This is a genomic window from Janibacter indicus (assembly GCF_900176385.1).
In the GTDB taxonomy this organism is placed as follows: domain Bacteria; phylum Actinomycetota; class Actinomycetes; order Actinomycetales; family Dermatophilaceae; genus Janibacter; species Janibacter indicus.
Genome location: NZ_FWXN01000001.1, coordinates 101,045 through 123,605 on the forward strand (window position 1 = coordinate 101,045; position 22,561 = coordinate 123,605).

The 22,561-nt window shown below is 71.3% G+C and carries 24 protein-coding genes; 19 read left to right on the forward strand and 5 right to left on the reverse strand.

From position 1 onward, the window contains the following. Positions 1–18: 18 nt before the first annotated feature. Positions 19–651, reverse strand: a complete 633-nt coding sequence (locus B9B60_RS00455) for a cob(I)yrinic acid a,c-diamide adenosyltransferase (protein WP_084449370.1) — start codon at positions 649–651, stop codon at positions 19–21. A gap of 187 nt (positions 652–838) precedes the next feature. On the opposite strand from B9B60_RS00455, the gene B9B60_RS00460 reads away from it, so the two are divergent. The 4 genes from B9B60_RS00460 to B9B60_RS00475 all read left to right on the forward strand — a co-directional run bounded on the left by B9B60_RS00460 (position 839) and on the right by B9B60_RS00475 (position 4,101). Further along, on the forward strand, positions 839–1,195 hold the full coding sequence (locus tag B9B60_RS00460) for an STAS domain-containing protein (protein ID WP_083546019.1): 357 nt from the start codon (positions 839–841) through the stop codon (positions 1,193–1,195). A 293-nt stretch (positions 1,196–1,488) separates the two neighbouring features. Further along, positions 1,489–3,504: a protein meaA gene (locus B9B60_RS00465; protein ID WP_234993690.1), complete on the forward strand. Its 2,016-nt coding sequence runs from the start codon at positions 1,489–1,491 to the stop codon at positions 3,502–3,504. Beyond that, complete coding sequence (locus B9B60_RS00470) at positions 3,501–3,758, forward strand: hypothetical protein (protein WP_084449372.1); 258 nt, start codon at positions 3,501–3,503, stop codon at positions 3,756–3,758. The genes B9B60_RS00465 and B9B60_RS00470 overlap by 4 nt, the downstream gene beginning before the upstream one ends. A 25-nt stretch (positions 3,759–3,783) precedes the next feature. Continuing rightward, the gene (locus tag B9B60_RS00475; RefSeq protein WP_084449373.1) at positions 3,784–4,101 is read left to right on the forward strand and encodes a hypothetical protein; all 318 of its coding nucleotides are present in this window, start codon (positions 3,784–3,786) and stop codon (positions 4,099–4,101) included. 5 nt (positions 4,102–4,106) lie between these two features. Here B9B60_RS00475 and nucS read toward each other — a convergent pair whose 3' ends face one another. Beyond that, positions 4,107–4,802, reverse strand: coding sequence for an endonuclease NucS (gene nucS, locus B9B60_RS00480; protein WP_084449374.1), 696 nt, complete (start codon positions 4,800–4,802; stop codon positions 4,107–4,109). Positions 4,803–4,910: 108 nt separating this feature from the next. On the opposite strand from nucS, the gene B9B60_RS00485 reads away from it, so the two are divergent. The 4 genes from B9B60_RS00485 (at position 4,911) to B9B60_RS00500 (ending at position 10,610) form a co-directional block, all read left to right on the forward strand. After that, a complete protein-coding gene (locus B9B60_RS00485) occupies positions 4,911–6,119 on the forward strand; it encodes a 3-hydroxyacyl-CoA dehydrogenase family protein (RefSeq protein ID WP_084449583.1) in 1,209 nt (402 codons plus the stop codon). Positions 6,120–6,335: 216 nt separating this feature from the next. After that, positions 6,336–6,620, forward strand: coding sequence for a hypothetical protein (locus tag B9B60_RS00490; RefSeq protein ID WP_084449375.1), 285 nt, complete (start codon positions 6,336–6,338; stop codon positions 6,618–6,620). Positions 6,621–6,873: 253 nt separating this feature from the next. Next, positions 6,874–8,607, forward strand: a complete 1,734-nt coding sequence (locus B9B60_RS00495; RefSeq protein WP_084449376.1) for an ABC transporter ATP-binding protein — start codon at positions 6,874–6,876, stop codon at positions 8,605–8,607. Continuing rightward, on the forward strand, positions 8,604–10,610 hold the full coding sequence (locus tag B9B60_RS00500) for an ABC transporter ATP-binding protein (RefSeq protein WP_407656432.1): 2,007 nt from the start codon (positions 8,604–8,606) through the stop codon (positions 10,608–10,610). The genes B9B60_RS00495 and B9B60_RS00500 overlap by 4 nt, the downstream gene beginning before the upstream one ends. Positions 10,611–10,960: 350 nt before the next feature. Here B9B60_RS00500 and ccrA read toward each other — a convergent pair whose 3' ends face one another. Next, complete coding sequence (gene ccrA / locus B9B60_RS00505) at positions 10,961–12,301, reverse strand: crotonyl-CoA carboxylase/reductase (protein WP_084449585.1); 1,341 nt, start codon at positions 12,299–12,301, stop codon at positions 10,961–10,963. 349 nt (positions 12,302–12,650) lie between these two features. On the opposite strand from ccrA, the gene B9B60_RS00510 reads away from it, so the two are divergent. After that, positions 12,651–13,064, forward strand: a complete 414-nt coding sequence (locus tag B9B60_RS00510; RefSeq protein WP_143445372.1) for a peptidase inhibitor family I36 protein — start codon at positions 12,651–12,653, stop codon at positions 13,062–13,064. A gap of 84 nt (positions 13,065–13,148) precedes the next feature. On the opposite strand, the gene mce is transcribed toward B9B60_RS00510, so the two are convergent. Continuing rightward, positions 13,149–13,580, reverse strand: coding sequence for a methylmalonyl-CoA epimerase (mce, locus tag B9B60_RS00515; RefSeq protein ID WP_084449378.1), 432 nt, complete (start codon positions 13,578–13,580; stop codon positions 13,149–13,151). Positions 13,581–13,733: 153 nt separating this feature from the next. Between mce and B9B60_RS17375 the strand changes: the two genes are divergently transcribed. The 4 genes from B9B60_RS17375 (at position 13,734) to meaB (ending at position 16,505) form a co-directional block, all read left to right on the forward strand. Then, a complete protein-coding gene (locus tag B9B60_RS17375; protein ID WP_084449379.1) occupies positions 13,734–14,069 on the forward strand; it encodes a hypothetical protein in 336 nt (111 codons plus the stop codon). Beyond that, on the forward strand, positions 14,066–14,272 hold the full coding sequence (locus B9B60_RS17820; RefSeq protein ID WP_407656433.1) for a hypothetical protein: 207 nt from the start codon (positions 14,066–14,068) through the stop codon (positions 14,270–14,272). The genes B9B60_RS17375 and B9B60_RS17820 overlap by 4 nt, the downstream gene beginning before the upstream one ends. Positions 14,273–14,334: 62 nt before the next feature. Beyond that, complete coding sequence (locus B9B60_RS00525; RefSeq protein WP_084449380.1) at positions 14,335–15,534, forward strand: acetyl-CoA C-acetyltransferase; 1,200 nt, start codon at positions 14,335–14,337, stop codon at positions 15,532–15,534. 2 nt (positions 15,535–15,536) lie between these two features. Next, positions 15,537–16,505: a methylmalonyl Co-A mutase-associated GTPase MeaB gene (gene meaB / locus B9B60_RS00530; protein ID WP_084449381.1), complete on the forward strand. Its 969-nt coding sequence runs from the start codon at positions 15,537–15,539 to the stop codon at positions 16,503–16,505. Positions 16,506–16,707: 202 nt separating this feature from the next. Here the strand turns inward: meaB and B9B60_RS00535 are convergent, their stop codons facing one another. Next, positions 16,708–17,256, reverse strand: coding sequence for a hypothetical protein (locus B9B60_RS00535; RefSeq protein ID WP_084449382.1), 549 nt, complete (start codon positions 17,254–17,256; stop codon positions 16,708–16,710). A gap of 103 nt (positions 17,257–17,359) precedes the next feature. Between B9B60_RS00535 and B9B60_RS00540 the strand changes: the two genes are divergently transcribed. From B9B60_RS00540 to B9B60_RS00565, 6 genes are all read left to right on the forward strand, one after another. Beyond that, the gene (locus B9B60_RS00540; RefSeq protein WP_084449383.1) at positions 17,360–18,835 is read left to right on the forward strand and encodes a serine/threonine-protein kinase; all 1,476 of its coding nucleotides are present in this window, start codon (positions 17,360–17,362) and stop codon (positions 18,833–18,835) included. A gap of 12 nt (positions 18,836–18,847) precedes the next feature. Continuing rightward, positions 18,848–19,159, forward strand: coding sequence for a thiamine-binding protein (locus B9B60_RS00545; protein ID WP_084449384.1), 312 nt, complete (start codon positions 18,848–18,850; stop codon positions 19,157–19,159). Between the two features lie 89 nt (positions 19,160–19,248). Beyond that, a complete protein-coding gene (locus B9B60_RS00550) occupies positions 19,249–19,890 on the forward strand; it encodes a hypothetical protein (RefSeq protein ID WP_084449385.1) in 642 nt (213 codons plus the stop codon). After that, on the forward strand, positions 19,887–20,864 hold the full coding sequence (locus B9B60_RS00555) for a hypothetical protein (RefSeq protein ID WP_143445373.1): 978 nt from the start codon (positions 19,887–19,889) through the stop codon (positions 20,862–20,864). The genes B9B60_RS00550 and B9B60_RS00555 overlap by 4 nt, the downstream gene beginning before the upstream one ends. Positions 20,865–20,907: 43 nt before the next feature. Continuing rightward, the gene (locus B9B60_RS00560) at positions 20,908–21,915 is read left to right on the forward strand and encodes a co-chaperone YbbN (RefSeq protein WP_084449387.1); all 1,008 of its coding nucleotides are present in this window, start codon (positions 20,908–20,910) and stop codon (positions 21,913–21,915) included. A 143-nt stretch (positions 21,916–22,058) separates the two neighbouring features. After that, entirely contained in the window at positions 22,059–22,553 is a 495-nt protein-coding gene (locus B9B60_RS00565; protein WP_084449388.1) for a C40 family peptidase, read from the forward strand. Positions 22,554–22,561: the final 8 nt, after the last annotated feature.

Consider the following 22,561-nt stretch of genomic DNA (forward strand, 5'->3'; position numbering starts at 1 on the left):
GCCCCCCTTCGCCTCTCCTCACGGTCGTGCGTCCTTGGTGGGACGCTCCTCGCGGCCGCCGCCGGGCTGCCAGAGCACGTCGCCGCCGATCGGCAGGTTGGCCACCCGGGCGAGGATGAAGAGCAGGTCCGACAGGCGGTTGAGATAGGTCGTCGTCAGGGGGTTGACGCCGCCGGTCCCGCGCTCGTCGGCCGTCTCGGTGCCGTACTCCTCCCGGGCCGCCCACGCCGAGCGCTCCGCGCGCCGCACGACGGTCGTCGCGTGGTGCAGGTGGGCGGAACCGGCGGTGCCACCGGGGAGGATGAAGGAGCGCAGCTTCTCGACCTGGGTCAGGTAGTGGTCGCAGTCGGCCTCGAGCTCGTCGACCCACTCCTGCTTGACCCGCAGCGGTGGGTACTCGGGGTCGGCCTGCAGCGGCGTCGACAGGTCGGCGCCGAGGTCGAAGAGGTCATTTTGCACCCGGGTGAGGGTCGCGACGACCTCGTCGGTCAGGCCGCCGGTGGCCACGGCGACACCGATGACGGCATTGGCCTCGTTGGCGTCGGCGTAGGCCTGCAGACGGGAGTCGGTCTTGCTCGTGCGGCTGAAGTCGCCGAGCGCGGTCGTCCCCTCGTCGCCGGTGCGGGTGTAGATCCTCGTGAGGTTGACCATGGCGTCATCGTCGCAGACCCCCGCGAGCGACGTCCCGGGGTCGTCCGGATGGTGGCGCGAAGGGGGAGTCCTGACCTGACGCTGGTCATGGCGTGATGACATCGTGATTGGCAGGTGCAACCCCGGCGGTGTTTCGCACGTCACACTGGGTGACAACGGTTCACGCAGGGGAAAGCAGGTAGCCGTCATGAGCGCAACGACCGCGCTGTCGCCCGTGGGTGGCGCAGGGACCACCCGCGTCCGAGTCCACGTGCCCTTCGACCTGCGGCACAGCGCAGACCTGCGGCAGGAGCTGGTCACCGCCGTGCGCGAAGGGGGTGACCTGGTCCTCGTGGACATCTCCGAGTCGACCGTGGTGGACCAGGTCGGCTTCGCGACGCTCGTCGCGGCGCATGCGCGCGCGGCGCGTGCCGGACGTCGCCTGCGCTACGTCGGGGCCGACGAGCGGACCACGCGCCTGCTGCGTCGGGCCGGGCTGGTGCGCCTCCTGCACGAGACGCCGTCGCCGGCCCTCGCGCTGCGCCGCCGCACCGTCGCGGTCTGAGCGCGCGCGGCCGCGCCGCCGCACCTAGACTCCCGGCGTCGAGACGGCGGGAGGACTGCACGGTGACGAGCGAGACGGCGGGGCGCTACCCATGGCGCTGGTCACCGACCGCATCGGGTGACGTCGGCCCCCTTCGCCTGCGGGGTGGGGCGCCCGGGTGTGGCGTCATTCACCGCGGACAGGCCTACGCCACGCCGGGGCGCGCGGGTACCTTGCCACCTATGGCCGACAGCACCGATGCCCCCACGCCCGCAGCCGAGGCAGCCCGTCCCGAGCGCGACCGCCCCTGGGTGATGCGGACCTACGCCGGGCACTCCAGCGCGGCCGCGTCCAACGAGCTCTACCGGCGCAACCTCGCCAAGGGCCAGACCGGTCTGTCGGTGGCCTTCGACCTGCCGACGCAGACCGGCTACGACCCCGACCACGTGCTCAGCCGCGGCGAGGTCGGCAAGGTGGGCGTGCCGATCAGCCACATCGGTGACATGCGTCGGCTCTTCGACCAGATCCCGCTCGGCGAGATGAACACCTCGATGACGATCAACGCCGTCGCGATGTACATGCTCGCGCTCTACCAGGTCGCCGCCGAGGAGCAGGCCGAGGCCGCGGGGGAGGACCCGGCCGAGGTTCGTGCCCGGCTCGCCGGCACGACTCAGAACGACATCATCAAGGAGTACCTGAGCCGCGGGACCTATGTCTTCCCGCCCGGGCCCTCCATGCGCCTCATCACCGACATGGTGACCTACACCGTCGGTGAGATCCCCAAGTGGAACCCCACCAACATCTGCAGCTACCACCTGCAGGAGGCCGGGGCGACGCCGGTGCAGGAGATCGCCTACTCGATGTCGACGGCGATCGCCGTGCTCGACGCCGTCAAGGCGTCCGGCCGGGTGCCCGACGAGGACTTCGGCAAGGTCGTCGCCCGCATCTCCTTCTTCGTCAACGCCGGCGTGCGCTTCATCGAGGAGATGTGCAAGATGCGCGCCTTCGTCGAGCTGTGGGACGAGATCACCCGCGAGCGCTACGGCGTCACCGACGCCAAGCAGCGCCGCTTCCGCTACGGCGTCCAGGTCAACAGCCTCGGCCTGACCGAGGCCCAGCCGGAGAACAACGTCCAGCGCATCGTGCTCGAGATGCTCGCCGTCACGCTGAGCAAGGACGCCCGGGCCCGCGCGGTCCAGCTGCCCGCGTGGAACGAGGCGCTCGGCCTGCCCCGCCCGTGGGACCAGCAGTGGGCGCTGCGACTGCAGCAGGTCCTCGCCTTCGAGTCCGACCTGCTCGAGTACGACGACCTCTTCACCGGCTCGCCGGTCGTCGAGCGCAAGGTCGCCGAGCTCGTCGAGGGCGCCAAGGCCGAGATCGACCGGATCCAGGAGATGGGCGGTGCCGTGCCGGCCGTCGAGTCGGGTTACATGAAGAACGCGCTCGTCGCCAGCCACTCGCTGCGTCGCCAGCGGATCGAGGCCGGCGAGGACATCGTCGTCGGCGTCAACAAGTTCGAGACCACCGAGCCCAACCCGCTGACCGCCGACCTCGACACCGCGATCCAGACCGTCGACGCCGATGTCGAGGCCAAGGCCGTCGAGGCCGTGCGCGCATGGCGCACCGAGCGCGACGCCGACCCGCAGGCCGCCGCCGCGGCCGCCGACTCGCTCGCCCGCCTCAAGGAGGTCGCGGCGACCGACGACAACCTCATGGAGGCCTCGCTCGTCTGCGCCCGCGCCGGGGTCACCGTCGGGGAGTGGGCCCAGGCGCTGCGTGAGGTCTTCGGTGAGTTCCGCGCTCCCACGGGGGTCTCCGGGTCGGTCGGCGTCGCCGACGGCGGCTCGGCGGACCTCGTCGAGGTCCGCTCGCGGGTGGCCGCGACGGGCGAGGAGCTCGGCGAGCGGCTGCGCGTCCTCGTCGGCAAGCCCGGCCTCGACGGCCACTCCAACGGCGCCGAGCAGATCGCCGTGCGGGCGCGTGACGCGGGCTTCGAGGTGGTCTACCAGGGCATCCGGCTGACGCCCGAGCAGATCGTCTCCGCGGCCGTGGCCGAGGACGTCGACCTCGTCGGCGTCTCGATCCTCTCCGGCTCGCACATGGAGCTCGTCCCCGACATCCTCAAGGGCCTCGAGGCCGAGGGTGCCGGTGACATCCCGGTCGTCGTCGGCGGGATCATCCCCGAGTCCGATGCGGCCCGGCTGCGCGAGCTCGGTGTCGCGGCGGTCTTCACGCCCAAGGACTTCGGTCTCAACGAGATCATGGGCTCCTTCGTCGACATCATCCGTGAGCGCCGCGGGCTCCCCGCCCGGGAGACCGTCGACGCGTGAGCAGGGCCCGGGTCTCCTGGCTGCACGCGGTCGTCGCGGTCCCCGTCGCGGCGATCGCCTGGGTCGTCGTCGCCGGTGCGCTGGCGTACACCGGCAGTGACATCGCCTTCTCCGGGCTCGTCGCCTGCGGCGTCGGCGCGGCCATCGGTGCCGCGCTGCTGCTCGTGCCCCGCCCGGCCGCGCGTGGTCTCGGCCTGGGGACGATCGCGACGATGCTCCCGTGCGCGATCGGGCTGGCGATCAGCCTGATGTGACCCGGCGTGGGGCTAGGGTCGAGTGGTGGCCCTGCACTGCCCGGCGACCCTGCTCGTCGCCACCCCACCCCGCGGAGCGAAGGGAGTGGCCTCCCTCGTCGACGCCCTCGCGGGCGCGCGGGTGCTCGCTGTCGTGCGACCACCCGACCTGGCGGTAGGGGAGGAGCTGGCGCAGCGGCTCGGCGCGCCGCTGGAGAACGAGGAGGGACTCGCGGCCGGCGCGGCCCCGCCGGCCACGCTCGGTGCCATCGCCGACCTGCACCGCGGCGAGACCGTGCTCGTGCTGGCCAGACCACCCGGCGAGGTGACGGGCGCCCCCTTCGTCCGGCTGGAGCTGGACTGAACCGGTCAGAAGAGGCGGTGCATGCTCGTGTCGATGCCCTTGAGCTCGTCGTAGTCGAGGGTGACGCAGCGGATGCCGCGGTCCTCGGCCAGGGTGCGCGCCTGCGGCTTGATGACCTGGGCGGCGAATACACCGGTGACCGGGCGCAGGGCCGGGTCGCGGTTCATCAGCTCGAGGTAGCGGGTCAGCTGCTCGACACCGTCGATCTCGCCGCGGCGCTTGATCTCGACGGCGACGGAGACGCCCTGGGCGTCCCTGGCGAGGATGTCGACCGGGCCGATGGCCGTCATGTACTCGCGGCGCACGAGCGTGTAGCCCTCGCCGAGGGTCTCGATGTGCTCGGCGAGCAGCTTTTGCAGGTGAGCCTCGACACCGTCCTTGACCAGGCCGGGGTCGACGCCGAGGTCGTGGGCGGAGTCGTGGTGCACCTCGTGGAGCTTGACCCGCAGGCGGTCCTCGGTCTTGGCGTGCTGGACGACCCAGACCGACTCGACCCCCTCGGCGGCCTCGGTCTCGTCGGGCTCGACCTCGGCCATGGAGCACGGCGGGGCCATCCAGTTGAGCGGCTTGTAGGAGCCGCCGTCGCTGTGGACGAGGACCGATCCGTCGGCCTTGACCATGAGCAGGCGGGTCGCCAGGGGCAGGTGGGCGTTGAGCCGCCCCTCGTAGTCGACACTGCACGTCGCAATCACCACTCGCACCCCGCAGACCCTACGCGCACCACGGGTTCGCGCGTGATCGACCCTGTGCGGACCGTCACGCCGCGAACCCCTACCCGGGGGGTCAGGTGGACTGCGATAGTGCTCGTCATGTCAGACTCCCGCGCCCTTGCAGACGCCCTTGTCTTCCCGTACCTGAACCACGCCGCCTCGATGTTCGACGAGCAGTACGCCTCGCGTGAGGACCTCGACAACGGCATGCGCTTCGGCTGCGGCCTGCCCAAGGGGCCGCTCACCGTCATCGACGAGCTCGGCCTCGAGACCGTCCGCGACGCGCTCGCCGCGCGCTTCGAGCAGACGGGCGACCCGCGTCACCAGCCCAGCGCCGCCATCGAGCGACTCATCGCCGAGGGGCGCACCGGCAAGGCGGCCGGCAAGGGCTTCTACACCTACGAGGGTGACGAGGTCGTCGCCGACGAGCTGACCCCGGCCGCGACCGGGCAGGGCGCCGCCCGCCCGGTCAAGACGGTCGGCGTCGTCGGCTCCGGCACCATGGCCAGCGGCATCGTCGAGGTCTTCGCGGCCAACGGCTTCCCCGTGACCTACATCGCGCGCACCCAGGACAAGGTCGACGCCGTCGCCGCCAAGATCGCCAAGAACCTCGCCCGCCAGGTCGACAAGGGTCGGCTCGAGCAGGGCGACGCCGACGCGATCCTCGGCCGCCTCACCGGCGCGACCGAGCGCGAGGCCCTCGGTGACGTCGACATCGTCGTCGAGGCCATCGCCGAGGAGATCGGCATCAAGAACCAGCTCTTCGCCGACCTCGACCGCATCTGCAAGCCCGGGGCCGTCCTCGCGACGACGACCTCCTCGCTGTCCATCGCCGACCTCGCCGCCCAGACGAAGCGCCCCCAGGACGTCGTCGGCATGCACTTCTTCAACCCCGCGCCGGTGATGAAGCTCGTCGAGGTCATCAACCACCCGACGACCGGTCAGGACGTGCTCGACACGGTCCTCGACCTGTGCCGCAGCACCCGCAAGGTCGCCGTCAGCTGCGCCGACCGCGCCGGTTTCATCGTCAACGCGCTGCTCTTCCCCTACCTCAACGACGCCATCAAGGCGCACGAGGAGGGCGCAGAGATCGACACGGTCGACGGAGCGATCACCGAGCACTACGGCTACCCGATGGGGCCCTTCGCCCTGCTCGACGTCGTCGGCAACGACGTCGCCGTGGCGATCGAGGAGGAGCTCCTCGCGGAGTTCGAGCACGAGTCGCTCACCCCGGCCCGGCTGCTGCGCGAGGTCGTCGCCGCCGGCAAGCTCGGCCGCAAGACCGGTGAGGGCTTCCGCACCTACTGATCGCCGCGCACGACCACGGCCCCGGATCTCCCTTCGGTCCGGGGCCGTGGTGTGTCGCGCGGCAGTTCAGCGATACGAATCGGCGTGCCCCCGGATTCGCGGGGATAGCTCGGGCGGGCTGTGACGAACTGCCGCGTGACACGCGGCGGTCCGTGCGAGGGGTGGTGCGCAGAAGCGCGGTGCATCGTGCATCGCCACGTTTGCCAGACTGGAGTCATGCCCCGCAGCAACCGCCGTCGCCGTGACGAGCACCGACCGCTCGCGCTGGGCCGGGCACCGCAGACGCGGGAGACGTGGATGGGCCGCGCGTGGATCGTGCGGCGGCTCGCCGGGCAGACCTCCGAGCGCACCTACACGTGCCCCGGGTGCACGCACGAGATCCGACCGGGGACGCCCCACGTCGTCGTCTGGCCCGACGACGGGCTCGGGGGAGCGGACGACCGACGGCACTGGCACTCGCGCTGCTGGCAGGCGCGCGACCAAGGGCGCTACGGACGCTGAGGGGGCTGGCCCGCTCGGGCCGCCCCGTCGATCCGCGGGCCGAGAAGTCCTGACATGGCCGGGATATCTGCTCCGGGCCGTGCAATTGCGCGGTCATCAGCGGATTTCCCGGCCAGCACCGGATATCCCGGCCTGACCCTTCGAGACGGCCGCGGGCGGCCTCCTCAAGGACCGACAGCAAGACGGCCGCGGGCGGCCTCCTCTGGACCGAAAAGATGTTGGTGCACTACCTGCACGGTGCAACAATCGACCGGTGCTCATCAGCCTCGTGCGCCGCCACCTGAGCGGCACGGGCGGCCGGGTTCTGCTGCTCCTCGTCCTGCAGCTCGCCGCGACCCTCGCCTCCCTCTACCTGCCCAGCCTCAACGGCGAGATCATCGACAACGGTGTGGCGACCGGCGACACCGGCTACATCGTGCGCCACGGCGGCGTCATGCTCGCCGTCTCCGTCGTCCAGATCGTCGCGACCATCGCCGCGACGTGGATCGGCGCCGGCCTGTCGGCGACGATGGCCGCGCGGCTGCGCGCGGCCGTCTTCTCGCGGGTGGGCAGCTTCAGCGCCCAGGAGGTCGCCCGCTTCGGTGCGCCGACGCTCATCTCGCGCACCACCAATGACGTCACCCAGGTGCAGACGGTCACCAACATGGCGCTGACGATGATGGTCACCGCGCCGATGATGATGATCGGCGGCGTGATCATGGCCCTGCGCGAGGACATCGGTCTCAGCTGGCTCGTCGCGGTCGCGGTGCCGCTGCTCGCCGTGTCGGTGGGTCTGGTGATCCGGGCGATGATCCCCAACTTCCGCCGCATGCAGACGAGCGTCGACACCGTCAACCGGATCCTGCGCGAGCAGATCACCGGCGTGCGGGTGGTGCGTGCCTTCGTGCGCGAAGGGAGCGAACGCGAGCGCTTCGAGGTGGCCAACACCGAGTACACGGCCTCCGCGGTCGCCGTGGGCCGCCTCATGTCGCTCGCCTTCCCGATCGTCATGCTGATCCTCAACCTCTCGACCGTCGCCGTCCTGTGGTTCGGTGCGCACCGGATCGAGAGCGGGCAGATGCAGATCGGTGCCCTCACCGCCTTCATGACCTATCTCATGCAGATCCTCATGTCGGTGATGATGGCGACCTTCATGTCGATGATGCTGCCGCGGGCTGCCGTCTCCGCCGGGCGCATCGACGAGGTGCTGTCGACCGAGTCGAGCGTCGTCCCGCCGAGCGAGCCCCGGCCGATGGTCGAGCAGCGACCCTCCGTCGTCCTCGAGGGCGTGGAGTTCTCCTACCCGGGTGCCGACTCGCCCGTGCTGTGCGACGTGGACCTGCGGGCCGAGCCCGGCCGCACGACGGCGATCATCGGGTCGACGGGCGCCGGCAAGACGACGCTGCTCGACCTCGTGCCCCGACTGCACGACGTCACGGGCGGGCGGGTCCTCGTCGGTGGGGTCGACGTGCGTGAGCAGGACCCGGCCCTGCTGTGGTCGAGCATCGCGGTCGTCCCGCAGAAGGCCTTCCTCTTCAGCGGGACCATCGCCTCCAACCTGCGCCAGGCCAAGCCCGACGCGAGCGACGACGAGCTGTGGGAGGCGCTGGGCGTGGCGCAGGCCGAGGACTTCGTCCGGGTTCTCGACGGAGGTCTCGAGGCACCCGTCGCCCAGGGCGGCACCAACCTCTCCGGCGGGCAGCGTCAGCGCCTGTCCATCGCCCGCGCCATCGTGCGGCGGCCGGCGATCTATCTCCTCGACGACTCCTTCTCGGCGCTCGACCTGACGACCGATGCCAGGCTGCGCGCCGCCCTTCGTCCCGTCGTCACCGACAGCGTCGTCATCGTCGTCGCCCAACGCGTCTCGTCGATCGTCGACGCCGACCACATCGTCGTCCTCGACGACGGCCGGGTCGTCGGCGACGGCACCCACGACGAGCTCCTCGCGAGCTGCCCGACCTATGTCGAGATCGTCGAGTCCCAGGCTTCGCGGGAGGAGGCCGCATGAGCGCGAGCGAAGTTCCCACCGCGGAGGAGAAGGCGGCCCAGGCCCGAAGGGGGCCGGGCGCCGCCGCGCGTCGCGGACCGATGCAGATGGGCACGCCGGGGGAGAAGTCGAAGAACTTCCTCCCTTCGGCCCAGCGCCTGCTCGGCCGGCTGCGCCCGCAGCGCTCCCGCGTGCTCACGGCGATCGTCCTGACCGTCGTCTCCGTCGGGCTGAGCGCGGTCGGTCCACTCGTGCTCGCCCGGGCGACCGACCGGATCTTCGCCGGGTGGATCGGCGCGGAGCTGCCCGCCGGCGTCCCCCTCGACACGATCGTCGAGCAGCTGCGGGCGAAGGGGGAGGACCGCCAGGCCGACATGCTCGCGGCCATGCCGCACCTCGTCCCGGGGCAGGGCATGGACTTCGGGGCCATCGGTCACATCCTGCTGCTCGCGCTCGGGCTCTACGTCGTCGCCGCGGTGCTGTCGTGGCTGCATGGGCGGGTCATCGTCCACGCGGTCAACCGGGTCGTCTTCGACCTGCGCGCCGAGGTCGAGGCCAAGCTGCACCGGCTGCCGCTGCCGTACTTCGACAAGCAGCCGCGCGGCGAAGTGCTCAGCCGGGTGACCAACGACATCGACAACGTCGCGCAGTCGCTGCAGCAGACCCTCAGCCAGCTGCTGACGAGCCTCATCACGGTCGTCGCGATGGTCGCGATGATGGTGTGGATCTCCCCGCTGCTCTCGCTCATCGCCCTCGTGACGATCCCGATCTCGATCGTGCTCACCGGCGCGATCGGCAAGCGCAGCCAGCGGCACTTCATCCAGCAGTGGACGTCCACCGGAGAGCTCAGCTCGGTCATCGAGGAGACGTACACGGGCCACTCGCTCGTCAAGGTCTACGGGCGGCAGGAGGAGGTCGACGCGGCCTTCGCCGAGCGCAACGAGCAGCTGCGGTCGGCGGGCTTCGGCGCGCAGTTCGTCAGCGGCATCATCATGCCGGCGATGATGTTCGTCGGGAACCTCAACTATGTCGTCATCGCCGTCGTCGGTGGCCTGCGGGTCGCCTCCGGCACGATGACCCTCGGTGACGTGCAGGCCTTCATCCAGTACTCGCGGCAGTTCACCCAGCCGCTCACCCAGGTCGCGTCGATGGCCAACCTCATGCAGTCGGGGGTGGCGTCGGCCGAGCGGGTCTTCGAGGTGCTCGACGCGCCGGAGCAGGTCGAGGACCCGGAGGTGCCGGCCGCCCGAGGCGACGGGCACGGGCGGGTCGCCTTCGAGGACGTCTCCTTCAGCTACGACCCGGCGAAGCCGCTCATCGAGGGCCTCGACCTCGTCGTCGAGCCGGGCCAGACCGTCGCGATCGTCGGGCCGACCGGTGCCGGCAAGACGACGCTGGTCAACCTCACCATGCGCTTCTACGAGCTCGACTCCGGGCGGATCACCATCGACGGCGTCGACATCACGACCATGTCGCGCGCCGAGCTGCGCTCGCGCACCGGCATGGTCCTGCAGGACACGTGGCTCTTCAGCGGGACGATCGGCGACAACATCGCCTACGGGCGGCCGGGCGCGACCCGCGAGCAGGTGCGGGCCGCCGCGGAGGCGACTTACGTCGACCGCTTCGTGCACTCGCTGCCCGACGGCTACGACACCCACCTCGACGACGAGGGCGGCAACATCTCCGCCGGGGAGAAGCAGCTGCTGACGATCGCGCGCGCCTTCCTCGCCGACCCGAGCCTGCTGATCCTCGACGAGGCGACGAGCTCGGTCGACACCCGTACGGAGCGCCTCGTGCAGCAGGCGATGGCCGCGCTGCGCGGCGACCGGACGAGCTTCGTCATCGCGCACCGGCTCTCGACCATCCGCGACGCGGATCTCATCGTCGTCATGGAGGACGGGCACATCGCCGAGCAGGGCACGCACGAGAGCCTGCTCGCGGCCGAGGGCGCCTACGCCCGCCTCTACCGCAGCCAGTTCGCCGCCGCCGTGACGGAGCTGGACACCGCGGTCAGCCTCGCCTGAGGGGTGCCGCGCAGCCGTCCCACTTCGTCCGGAGTGGGCGCTCCCGGAGAGGGGGTGGGCGCGCTGCCGACGTCCTTCGTGATCCCGTGGTCCGGTTGTCGTTCACGACGTCGGCATGACGCTGCGCCGACCCTCCTCGCCGTCCGCTCCCTTCGCTGCGGGCCATCTCAACCGAGCCCGGTGGCATTGGTGTCACCTGGTTGCCCCTCTCGCGTCAGCCGGGTGACCACAACGCCACCAGGTGACACCAACGACGCCGAGCACGCCCCCTTCGTCCGCAGGCTCCACACATGACGAAGGGGGCCGCACCGGTGATCCGGTGCAGCCCCCTTCGTGTGGTGCTGGTGCGGTCAGACCGCCTGGAAGCGGTTGATCTGCTTCTCGAACTTCGCGCGCTTCTCGGTGTCGGTGACACCCAGGCCCGGCTCGGGGGCAAGGGCGAGGACGCCGACCTTGCCCTGGTGCTTGTTGTGGTGCACGTCGAGGGTCGCCTGGCCGACCTCCTCGAGCTTGTAGGTCTTGCTGAGGGTCGGGTGGACGAGACCGCGGTTGATCAGCTCGTTGGCCTCCCACGACTCGCGGTAGTTGGCGAAGTGGCTGGAGATGATGCTCTTGAGGTTCATCCACAGGTAGCGGTTGTCGTACTCGTGCATGTAGCCCGAGGTCGACGCGCAGGTGACGATCTTGCCGCCCTTGCGGGTGACGTAGACCGAGGCGCCGAAGGTCTCGCGGCCGGGGTGCTCGAAGACGACGTCGACGTCGTGGCCACCCGTGAGCTCACGGATCTTCTTGCCGAGGCGCTGCCACTCCTTGGGGTTCTGCTCGGTGTTGTCGTCGTTCCAGAACTTGTAGCCCTCGGCGTTGCGGTCGATGATCAGCTCGGCGCCCATGTCGCGGCAGATCTGGGCCTTCTCGGGGGAGGAGACGACGCAGATCGGGGTCGCGCCGGCCGCCAGGGCCATCTGCGTGGCGTAGGAACCGAGGCCACCCGAGGCGCCCCAGATGAGCACGCGGTCGCCGAGCTTGAGCGAGGCGCCGTTCTTGGAGATCAGCTGGCGGTAGGCGGTGGAGTTGACCAGACCGGGGGAGGCGGACTCCTCCCAGGTGAGGTGTGCCGGCTTGGGCATGAGCTGGTTGGCCTTGACGATGGCCAGCTCGGCGAGGCCACCGAAGTTGGTCTCGAAGCCCCAGATGCGCTGCTGCGGGTCCATCATCGTGTCGTCGTGGCCGTCGGCGTCCTCGAGCTCGACGGACAGGCAGTGGGCGACGACCTCCTGGCCGGGCTTCCACTTCGAGACGTGGCCGCCGGTGCGCAGGACGACGCCGGAGAGGTCGGAGCCGACGATGTGGTACGGCAGGTCGTGACGCTTGGAGTACTTGTTGAGCCGGCCGTAGCGCTCGAGGAAGCCGAAGGTCGAGACCGGCTCGAAGATCGAGGTCCACACGGTGTTGAAGTTGATCGCGCTGGCCATGACGGCGACGAGCGCCTCGTCGGGGGCGAGCTCGGGGATCGGCACGTCGTCGATGTGCAGCGACTTGCGCGGGTCCTTGTCGCGGCTCTGCAGACCCTTGAACATCTCGACCTCGTCCTTGTGGACGGTCGTCGCGCGGTAGGTGTCCGGCAGGGGGAGGTTGGCGTAGGTCTCTTCGCTGCGGTCACCGGAGAGGATCGCGTCGCGGATCTGGTCGATTGCCATTGAAGGGGGCTCCTCGGCCTCGTCGGGGATGTCGGGGTGATGCGTCTGCGTGCAACCTAGGTCGTCACGGAGCCGAGGGGGGCCGACTCATGACTGAGTTCACACGGCAGGGGTGATGCCTGCCCACCTGGCGGACAGCATCCGTACCCATCGTGTCCCGTCCACCGCGCTGGAGACGGACGTGCGGCCGTGACCTCCCTCTCACAGCCTCGGCACGGGCGGTGGCCCGGCCGTGTCATGGCACTCCCGGACCGGCGCCGACCCCTGCCGACGAGCCCTGCGGCGCACTAGGAATGAGGCAGTTGCCGGCGCAGGGCCGGTGACCGGACACAAGGGGAACACCATGAAGAGCACCATGCGAGTCCTGGCGGTCGCGGCGTCGACCGCCGCCCTCCTCGGCAGCGGCCTGAGCGCCCAGGCGGCGCCGACGGCCAACACGGCGACGGCCGGGACCTCGGGGACCCAGGCCACCTCGGCTGCGTGGTCCTGCCCGGCCTACCGCCTGTGCGTGTGGACCGGCAAGAACGGCACCGGCACCCGAGCGGTCTTCAAGTACGGCGACGTCAACCTCGCCGACAGTGTGGGCCCGCGCGGGATGAACAACAAGATCAGCAGCTACCGCAACCGCACCGGTCGCAACTGGAGCTTCCACAACTACACCAACTACAACGGCACGACGCGCTACGCACACCCGTGGACCTACGGCAACGTCGGCTCGACGATGGACGACCAGGCCTCGTCGATCAAGCGTCGCTGACCACGGCACGACGAAGGGGGCGTGGCACCGGTTCGTCCGGTGCCATGCCCCCTTCGTCCCCGGTGTCTCGTCGCGGCGTCGACGTCAGTGGGCGGCGTCGGCGGCCGGCTCGACGAGCTCGACGAGGATGCCGCGCGCGTCCTTGGGGTGGATGAAGTTGACCCGGGACTTGCTCGTGCCGCGCTTGGGGGTGTCGTAGAGCAGGCGCAGGCCGCGCTCGCGCAGGGTTGCGCACACGGCGTCGATGTCCTCGACGCGGTAGGCGAGCTGCTGGATGCCCTGGCCGTTGCGGTCGAGGAACTTCGCGATCGTCGACTCGGGGGAGAGCGGCGCCAGCAGTTGGATGCACGAGCCCGAGGCGCCGACGCGCATCATCGCCTCGCGCACGCCCTGCTCCTCGTTGACCTCCTCGTGGGCGAGCTCCATGCCGTAGGAGTCGCGGTAGAAGGCGATGGCCTCGTCGAGGTCGGGGACGGCGACGCCCACGTGGTCGATGGCGGTGAAGAGATCGGTCATGTCGGCAGCCTAGAGAGCCGAAGGGGGGCGGCGCGCCCCCCTTCGGCTGTGGCCTGTCCCACCCGCGCGGGGCGGTCAGGAGCGGACGCGCTCCTCGTCGCCACCGGGCCAGCCGGTGGTGATCGGGCGGTCCGGCGATCCGGCGGTGACCTGATGGGTCGTGGTGGTGTCGCTCGTGACGGCCGCGGCCGGCGCGGCGGTGAGCGCCAGCCCCAGTCCGGCGATGGCCCGGGTGAGGCACTGACCGTCGAGCAGATCGAGTCCGCACTGATCAGTGACCGGGACATCGCCGGGCGCGGCCTCGACTGCCGGATGATCATCACGCCCGCCTCGCTCGGACCGGCGCACTGGGACGACTACCTCGGACAGCTGCAGTCCCTCGGGCACCAGCTGCGCCTGCCCAAGGCCGCGACCCAGGTCTGCCTCGTCTTCGACACGTCTCCACCGAGCGGGTCCGACAGGTCGTCGCCCTCCTCGCCCGCGGCATGAAGGACGAGGCGGTCGCCCGTCGCCTCGGGGTCTCCACCCGCACGATGCGTCGACTCGTCGCCGCGACGATGGACGAGCTGGGGCCCAGAGCCGCGTCGAGGCGGGGATCGAGGCGGTGCGGCGCGGCTTCGTCGAATGACCGGTCATGTGTCGTGCCCCACCCGGGCAGGGCTGCCCTCCCTTCGTCCTCGTCGCTAGGGTGAGCGCAAGCCGTGGCGCCGGGACCGGTGCCGCGAGACCACACACCGTTGTTGGAGGCATCCAGATGTCCGATCGTCCCGTGTCCGTCATCGTCGCCGGGGCCCGCACCCCGATGGGCCGCATGAGCGGCTCCCTCAAGGGCTTCTCCGGCAGCGACCTCGGTGGCTTCGCCATCAAGGGCGCGCTCGACAAGGCCGGCGTCAAGGGCGAGGACGTCGACTACGTGATCATGGGCCAGGTGCTCACCGCGGGCGAGGGCCAGATCCCGGCCCGCCAGGCGGCGATCAAGGGCGGCATCCCCAAGGACGTCCCGGCCCTCACCGTCAACAAGGTCTGCCTCTCGGGCATCGACGCGATCGCGCTCGCCGACCAGCTCATCCGCGCCGGCGAGTTCGACATCGTCGTCGCCGGGGGCCAGGAGTCGATGACCAACGCCCCGCACCTGCTGCCCAAGAGCCGCGAGGGCATCAAGTACGGCGACACCAAGCTCAAGGACTCGATGGCCTACGACGGCCTGCACGACGTCATCACCGACCAGGCGATGGGCGCGCTCACCGAGGGCAAGAACGCCGAGGACTCCGCCTTCTCCCGCGAGGAGCAGGACGCCTTCGCCGCCGCGAGCCACCAGAAGGCCGCCCAGGCCTGGGCCGACGGCAAGTTCGCCGACGAGGTCGTCCCGGTCGAGATCCCGCAGCGCAAGGGCGACCCGGTCGTCTTCGACACCGACGAGGGCGTGCGTGGCGACACCACCGCCGAGTCGCTGGGCAAGCTGCGTCCGGCCTTCGCCAAGGACGGCACCATCACCGCCGGCTCCGCCTCGCAGATCTCCGACGGTGCCGCCGCGGTCGTCGTCATGAGCAAGGCCAAGGCCGAGGAGCTCGGGCTGACCTGGCTCGCCGAGATCGGCGCCCACGGCGTCGTCGCCGGCCCGGACTCGACCCTGCAGGCGCAGCCGGCCAATGCCATCGAGGCCGCCGTGGCCAAGGAGGGCATCGCCGTCTCCGACCTCGACGTCGTCGAGATCAACGAGGCCTTCGCGGCCGTCGGCCTGGCCTCGGCCAAGCAGCTGGGTCTGGCCGACGAGCAGGTCAACCCCAACGGTGGCGCCATCGCCATGGGGCACCCGCTCGGCATGTCCGGTGCCCGCATCACCCTCGCCCTCGCCCACGAGCTGAAGCGCCGCGGTGGCGGCGTCGGTGCCGCCGCCCTATGCGGTGGTGGCGGTCAGGGTGACGCGCTGATCATCCGCGCGCCGAGCGCCTGAGCTTGAGCCGCACGGTCGACGTCCCCGTCCTGGTCGAGGAGGCCAGGGCGGGGACGTCGCGCGCCGTCGGGCGACTCATCTCGCTCGTCGACGACCAGCACCCCGCCCTGCCAGAGGTCATGCGCCTGCTCGCGCCGCACACGGGTCGGGCGCACGTCGTCGGCATCACCGGCGCTCCCGGCGTCGGCAAGTCGACGACGACCAATGCCCTGGTCCGCGAGCTTCGGGCCCGCGGGCAGCGGGTCGCGGTCCTGGCCGTCGACCCCTCGTCGCCCTTCAGTGGTGGGGCGCTGCTCGGCGACCGGATCCGGATGACCGAGTCGGCCGGTGACCCCGACGTGTGGATCCGCTCGCTCGCCAGTCGCGGCCACCTCGGCGGCCTGTCCGTCTCGACGCCGCAGGCCGTGCGTGTGCTCGACGCGGCGGGCTTCGACACGGTGCTCGTCGAGACCGTGGGTGTCGGCCAGTCTGAGGTCGAGATCGCCGGCGCCGCCGACACCACTCTCGTGCTCCTCGCGCCGGGGATGGGTGACGGGATCCAGGCGGCCAAGGCCGGGATCCTCGAGATCGGCGACGTCTTCGTCGTCAACAAGGCCGACCGCGAGGGTGCCGACGCGACCGTGCGCGACCTGCGGCACATGATCCAGCTCGGCGAGGGCACCGCCCCGGGCGGCTGGCGCCGTCGGGTCGTGCGCGCCTCGGCGATGAACGGCGAGGGGGTCGACGACATCGCCGCCGCCGTGACCGACCACCTGCAGCACCTCGCCGCCAGCGGCGCCCTGCGGCGTCGCCGAACCGCCCGTGCGCGCGACGAGATCACCGCCCTGGCCATCGCCCGGCTGCGGGCCCGCATGGGCGACCTCGGGTCCGGCGGTCTGCTCGAGCGGCTCGCCGAGCAGGTCGTGGACGGTGGCCGCGACCCCTTCGCCGCGGTCGACGAGCTGCTCGAGACGCTCGACCTGTCCTCCTGACTCTGCATTGCCCTACGGCAATGCAGGGTCAGAGGGCATTGCCGTAGGGCAATGCAGAGTCCGGCCACCGGGATGCTGCATTGCCGTAGGGCAATGCGGAGTCAGGGGTGGAGTGACGGCGCAGTGGGGGCAGGCAGGCTGCACGACGAAGGCCGACCGCACGGGATTGTGCGGTCGGCCTCGGTCGTGCCGGGGGCGTGGGTCAGAGGCCCTCGGAGACCCGGATCTCGTCGAAGCCGCCGATGTCCGAGATGGCGCCGATGCAGGTGGGGTTGTAGTCGGAGCTGCCGGCATCGAGGTAGTCGGTGTTGCAGGTGACGTCGTCGATGACGCTGCCGTCCTTCATGAAGTAGAAGGTCAGGTAGAAGGACTCGCTGGACCCGCTGTCGTTGCGGACGGTCAGACCCGAGATGTCGTCACCGATGACGCTCCAGCCGGACTGGATCGCGGCGCCGCTGACATTGGCCGAGCCGCCCTCGCTGATCGTCGTCGCGCCGGCTGCGTCGGCGTCCTTGGACGAGTTGGCCGAGGAGGTGTAGCTCGAGATCTGGTCATCGGCCTCGTTGACCGCGAAGACGAAGAACCCGCCGACGGCGCAGCAGCACAGGATGATGACCGCGGCGATGATGCCGAGGATCCACCACAGGGTGTTGTCCTTCTTCTGCGGAGCGGCACCGAAGCCGGCGCCCGCCGGGGCCTGGTAGGGGTTGGGACCGGCGCCACCGGGCGGCGGCGGGGCTGGGTACGACATGGGTGGATCCCCCTGGAAAACGTGGCGTCTGGACCGGGCGAGTGCCCGTGCGCGCCAGTCTACGTGCCGGTAGCCCAGCCCGAGCATCTACGCTGGCCCGGACATGACTGACGACACGACGCCCGAGCTGATCGGTGGCCGCTACGAGCGCCTGCGCCCGATCGGCCGCGGGGGCATGGGCACCGTGTGGCTGGCCCGCGACACGGTCCTGGGGCGTCAGGTCGCCCTCAAGCAGATCGGCGACTTCCCCGGCGAGAGCGAAGGGGAGACCCGTCGCGCGATGCGCGAGGCGAGGGCGGCGGCGGCCCTCAACCACCCGAACGTCGTCGCCGTCTACGACGTCACCGAGCACGCGGGCACACCCTGGCTCGTCATGGAGTACGTCGCCGGCCCGACGCTCTCCTCCGCGATCCGCGAGCGCGGACCGATGACGCCGAAGGGGGCCGCGGACCTCGGCGCGCAGCTCGCCGGCGCGCTCGCCGCCGCCCACCGGGCCGGCATCGTGCACCGCGACGTCAAGCCGGCCAATGTCCTCATCGGCGGCGGGCGACCCAAGCTGGGCGACTTCGGCATCGCCCGCGCCGGCACCGACGACCAGCTGACCCAGACCGGCCTGGTGACCGGCACCCCGAGCTACATGGCCCCCGAGGTCGCCGTGGGCGACGAGGGTGGCGAGGCAGCAGACGTCTGGGCGCTCGGCGCGACGATCTACTTCGCCGTCGAGGGCCAGGACGCCTACCCTTCGCAGGGCAATGCCCTGGCCACTCTGCGCAGCATCTCCGCGCACCCGCCGCGCCGCCCCGAGCGAGCCGGTCCGCTCGAGCCGGTGCTCGCCGACATGCTCTCGCGAGACCCGGGCCGCCGCGGCACGATGGCGCAGGTCCTGCGCCGGCTCGAGAGCATCGCGGCCGGCGGCACCGCCGGCACCTCACCGGCGGCCGCCCGCACGACCGTGGCACCCGCGGCCGGCGCTGCGGGAGGTGTGGGGGCCCCCTTCGACCGGCAGTGGAGTGCGCCCGCGCCGCGCAAGGGCAATGGCCTGCTCTGGGCGCTGCTCGTCGCCGGGATCATCGCGTTCGCAGTCGCCGCGATCGCCTTCGCCGCAACCCGCGGCGACGACCCCGGAGCCGGCGAGTCGAGCTCGACGACCCCGACCTCCAGCGAGCCCGAGACGCTCACCGAGACCACGACCGAGACCGAGACCGCCGAGCCGACGCAGGAGCCCACGACCGAGGAGTCCTCGGAGTCGTCCGACGAGACCTCGCAGGAGTCCTCCGACGACGCGCCGATCACCGAGGAGGAGGGGCGCAGCTTCGTCGAGGAGTACTTCGCGACCGTCACCTCCGACCGCGATGCCGCCTGGGACATGCTCGCGCCCGCTCGCCAGACCGATCGTGCGGGCTACGACGAGTTCTGGGAGGGCATCGCCTCCGTCCAGACCGAGGACATCTCGGTCGACGAGGAGGCCTCCACGGTGAGCGTCAAGCTCACCTACAACCCCAAGGGTCGGCCCAAGAGCGTCGAGACCCACACCTACGAGCTGACCCGGATCGACGGCCGGATCAGGATGACCAAGTGACCGGAGGACCCCGTGCTGCTCGCCTTCAGCATCGCGCCGTCGTCGCCTGACGACAGCGGCTCCTACGCCGAGGCCGTGGCCGCGGCGCTGCGCATCGTCCGCGACAGCGGCCTGCCCCACGACCTCGGGTCGATGTTCACGACGGTCGAAGGGGAGTGGGACGAGGTGATGGCCGTCGTCAAGCAGTGCGTCGACGCCATGGAGCCCTACGGCGACCGCGTCGGACTCGTCATGAAGGCCGACATCCGGGCCGGTCGCACCGGGCAGATGAGCGCCAAGGTCGAGCGGGTCCGGGGCCTGCTCGACGACCCCGGCACTTCGTGACGATTTTGTGACCTTCGGGGGTCTTTGGGATGGTGGACCGTCCGCCACGTCGGCGGGCACCCACTGATGTCCCACGGAAAGTCCCCGATGTGAGCACGCTCATCCCGCGCGTGGCCGGCGCCCTCCTGGCCGTCGTCGGCCTCGTCGCCGCGGTCGTCGGCGGTTGGTTCCTCGCCAACCTCGGTACCTCCGGCACCGCCACCTTCACCGCCGAGCCCGGCCAGCGCGTCGTCGTCCTCGAGCCCGACGTGCTCAACCGCGTCGACCACCCCGTCGAGGTCACCGCGACCGGCTCCGGAGAGCTGTGGTCGGGCACGGCCCGTCCCTCCGACGTCGAGGCACTCGTCGGTGACGGTGCCCGCGTGCACGTCGCCGGCGTCGACGTCTCCGACTGGGCCCTGACGTCCACCGACGAGGGCAAGGGTCAGTCCGTCGACCCCGGCAGCCTCGACGTGTGGCAGGAGAGCGCGACCGGCACCGATGAGGTCAGCCGCACCATCGAGCAGGCGGACGCGCCGCAGACCCTCGTGGTCGCCGCGCCCGAGGGCGCCGAGATCGAGTCCGTCGAGATGACCGTCGTCGACGGCTCGTGGGGCACGACCGCGCTCGTCACCCTCGTCGTCGGGATCCTGCTGCTGCTCGCCGGCCTGGCGCTGCTGCTTCGCTCCACCGGGCGCCTGCGGGGGCTGCGCCGGTCCGCCCGCCCGACCACCGAGGAGGGCTCCGCATGAGCCGCCGTCGTACTCCCTTCGTCATGACCGTGGTGGCCCTGCCGCTCGCCCTCGGGGGCTGCGGCCTCGGCTCCTCGATCGCCGGCATCCACGACGCTCCCGCCGAGCAGTCCGGCGGTGCGTCGGTCACCTCCGGCACCGCGACCAAGGTCGTCGAGCGCGTCGTCGGTGACGCCGCCGAGGTCAGCCGGGCCAAGGCCGACTCCGCCGCCCGCCGCAAGATCCTCTCCGGCCCGGCCCTGCGCGAGATCGAGGCGGCCGCGGTGAGCAAGGACTCGGCGGGCCGCACCTCGGCCAAGACCGAGGGCCTCGAGGTGCTTGCCGTGAGCCGTGGCACCGACTGGCCCCGCGCCGTCCTGGCGACCTCGCGCACCGGCGACGTCCAGTACCTGCACGTGCTCGTGGCCGAGAAGGCCGACCGGCCGTACACCCTCTTCGCCGACGTGCCCATGGCAGCCGGGGCCAGCGTGCCGGCACTGCCGGCCGTCGACGAGGGCGCACCCGTCAAGCTCTCCTCCGCGCCCAGCCAGGACGTGGCGACCGCGGCCACGTCGTGGGGCAAGGCCGTGGCCTTCCCCGCGCCGAAGAAGGCGCCGCAGGACGTGTCCGTCGCCGACGGCTTCTCCAGCGCGCTGAAGAAGAACGCGAGGGCGACCAACAAGGACCTCGGCGACCTCGCCGACTACACCCAGCGCCAGGCGATCGCCGACGGCGAGACGGTGAGCTTCGAGCTCGCCGACGGCGGGGCGATCACCTTCGTGCCGATGACCCGGACGGACACGATCCGGGCGACTGACAAGCTCAAGGAGCTGAAGATCGAGCAGCAGGCGCTCAGGCGCGTGCTCGACGCCTCCACGGTCAAGCGGGCGCTGTCGGTCAAGCACGCCGAGACGCTCGCGCTCGTCACGCCCGCCGAGGGCAAGGCCCGCGTCGTCGGCGCGAGCGAGGTCGTGGAGTCGGCTGCGGGCAGCTGATCCCGGGTGACCGGCGGCCCCGCGGGTGGGGGACAATGAGGTCATGAACGACCCGACCCGAGCCCTCCGCGGCGCCGTCGATCTCTCCGGCCTCGGCGGCCCCGCCCGCCCCTCGACCCCCGCGGGTGCGCCCGCCGGCCCGACGCAGACCGGCGCTGCCGGCCCCGCCGCTCCGGCAGCCCCTGGTGCGCCAGGCGGGTCGCCCGGTGGTGCGCCCGCACCTGCGGCCGGTGGGTCGCTCGACGCGCTGCTCGTCGAGGCGACCGATGCGACCTTCAACCAGGTGGTCAGCCGCTCCGGTGTCGTCCCGTCCGTGGCCGTCGTCTGGTCCTCGCAGCACCCCGAGAGCCAGGCGCTGCTGCGCGACGCCCTCGACATCGCCACCGGCCTCGAGGGGCGCCTGCAGGTCGTGAGCATCGACATCGCGACCAACCCGCAGATCGCCCAGGCGATCCAGCCGCCCGAGGTGCCGCTCGCCCTCGGGCTCGTCGGCGGCCAACCGGTCCCGCTCTTCAGCGGGCTCGTCGACCGCGAGCAGTTCCGTCAGGTCCTCGACCAGCTGCTGCAGGTCGCCGTCCAGCACGGCATCACCGGGCGGGTCAGCGCCGACCAGGTGCCCGAGGGGGCCGAGGAGGAGCTGCCGCCGCTGCACCAGGAGGCCTACGACGCCATCGAGCGTGGTGACCTCGACGCCGCGGCCGCGGCCTACGACAAGGCGATCGCCGCCGACCCCAAGGACACCGACGCCCAGCTCGGGCTGGCCCAGGTCGGCCTGATGAAGCGCACCCAGGGGGTCGACCTCCAGGCCGCCCGGGCAGCCGCGGCGGGCGACCCGAGCGACGTCGACGCCGCGCTCGTCGTCGCCGACCTCGACGTCCTCGGTGGCCATGTCGAGGACGCCTTCACCCGGCTCATCGACCTCGTCCGGGTCACCGCGGGCGAGGAGCGCGACCGGGTCAAGACCCACCTGCTCGATCTCTTCGCCGTCGTCGGCAACCATGACGAGCGCGTGCGCAAGGGCCGCACGACGCTGATGAGCGCGCTCTTCTAGGCGACATCGCGCCGGACCCACGAGGGCCGCACTCGCCGCGAGGGAGTGCGGCCCTCGACGCATGGTGACACGCCGCCCGTGATCTCGACTTGACCTCTCCGTGATCCATCTGTGCGCCCCTGCTCCGACCGGAAGTCCTGATCGTGCGCCACATCCTGCCCAAGACCACCACCGCCCTGGCCGCCGTCGCGGTCGCCGCCACCGGCGGCATCGCCGTCGAGACCGCGGCCCCGCAGACGGCCGAGGCGGCCTCGACCGGCACCACCTCCCGCGTCACCGCCAACTCCAGCGACCGCTGGCAGGCGACCAAGCTCGCCTCCGCGCGCGTCAACAAGACGCCCTACCGCTATGGCGGCACCTCGCTGTGGACCGGCGCCGACTGCTCCGGCTTCGTCCAGACCGTCTTCAAGAAGCAGGGCGTGAGCCTGCCGCGCACCGCGGTCCAGCAGAAGTCGGCCGTGCGCAAGATCCACCGCACGTGGCTGCGCGCCGGCGACCTCGTCTTCTACGGCAGCTACCACGTCGGCGTCTACGTCGGCAACGGCTACATCGTCGACGCCCCGTCCTCCGGCCGCATGGTCAGCAAGCACAAGATGTGGTCCGGCTCGCGGACCTACGGCACGCTGCGCCCGGCCTGACCCGAGCC

What these genes read in the sequence shown, in the direction of transcription:
- B9B60_RS00535 (WP_084449382.1), bottom strand. Translation starts at nt 17,256, where the DNA reads ATGTCGTACCCAGCCCCGCCGCCGCCCGGTGGCGCCGGTCCCAACCCC.
- B9B60_RS00485 (WP_084449583.1), top strand. Translation starts at nt 4,911, where the DNA reads ATGTCAGACTCCCGCGCCCTTGCAGACGCCCTTGTCTTCCCGTACCTG.
- B9B60_RS17375 (WP_084449379.1), top strand. Translation starts at nt 13,734, where the DNA reads ATGGGTCGTGGTGGTGTCGCTCGTGACGGCCGCGGCCGGCGCGGCGGT.
- B9B60_RS00540 (WP_084449383.1), top strand. Translation starts at nt 17,360, where the DNA reads ATGACTGACGACACGACGCCCGAGCTGATCGGTGGCCGCTACGAGCGC.
- B9B60_RS00560 (WP_084449387.1), top strand. Translation starts at nt 20,908, where the DNA reads ATGAACGACCCGACCCGAGCCCTCCGCGGCGCCGTCGATCTCTCCGGC.
- B9B60_RS00510 (WP_143445372.1), top strand. Translation starts at nt 12,651, where the DNA reads ATGAAGAGCACCATGCGAGTCCTGGCGGTCGCGGCGTCGACCGCCGCC.
- B9B60_RS17820 (WP_407656433.1), top strand. Translation starts at nt 14,066, where the DNA reads ATGAAGGACGAGGCGGTCGCCCGTCGCCTCGGGGTCTCCACCCGCACG.
- B9B60_RS00500 (WP_407656432.1), top strand. Translation starts at nt 8,604, where the DNA reads ATGAGCGCGAGCGAAGTTCCCACCGCGGAGGAGAAGGCGGCCCAGGCC.
- mce (WP_084449378.1), bottom strand. Translation starts at nt 13,580, where the DNA reads ATGACCGATCTCTTCACCGCCATCGACCACGTGGGCGTCGCCGTCCCC.
- B9B60_RS00490 (WP_084449375.1), top strand. Translation starts at nt 6,336, where the DNA reads ATGCCCCGCAGCAACCGCCGTCGCCGTGACGAGCACCGACCGCTCGCG.
- B9B60_RS00555 (WP_143445373.1), top strand. Translation starts at nt 19,887, where the DNA reads ATGAGCCGCCGTCGTACTCCCTTCGTCATGACCGTGGTGGCCCTGCCG.
- B9B60_RS00460 (WP_083546019.1), top strand. Translation starts at nt 839, where the DNA reads ATGAGCGCAACGACCGCGCTGTCGCCCGTGGGTGGCGCAGGGACCACC.
- B9B60_RS00455 (WP_084449370.1), bottom strand. Translation starts at nt 651, where the DNA reads ATGGTCAACCTCACGAGGATCTACACCCGCACCGGCGACGAGGGGACG.
- B9B60_RS00465 (WP_234993690.1), top strand. Translation starts at nt 1,489, where the DNA reads ATGCGGACCTACGCCGGGCACTCCAGCGCGGCCGCGTCCAACGAGCTC.
- B9B60_RS00525 (WP_084449380.1), top strand. Translation starts at nt 14,335, where the DNA reads ATGTCCGATCGTCCCGTGTCCGTCATCGTCGCCGGGGCCCGCACCCCG.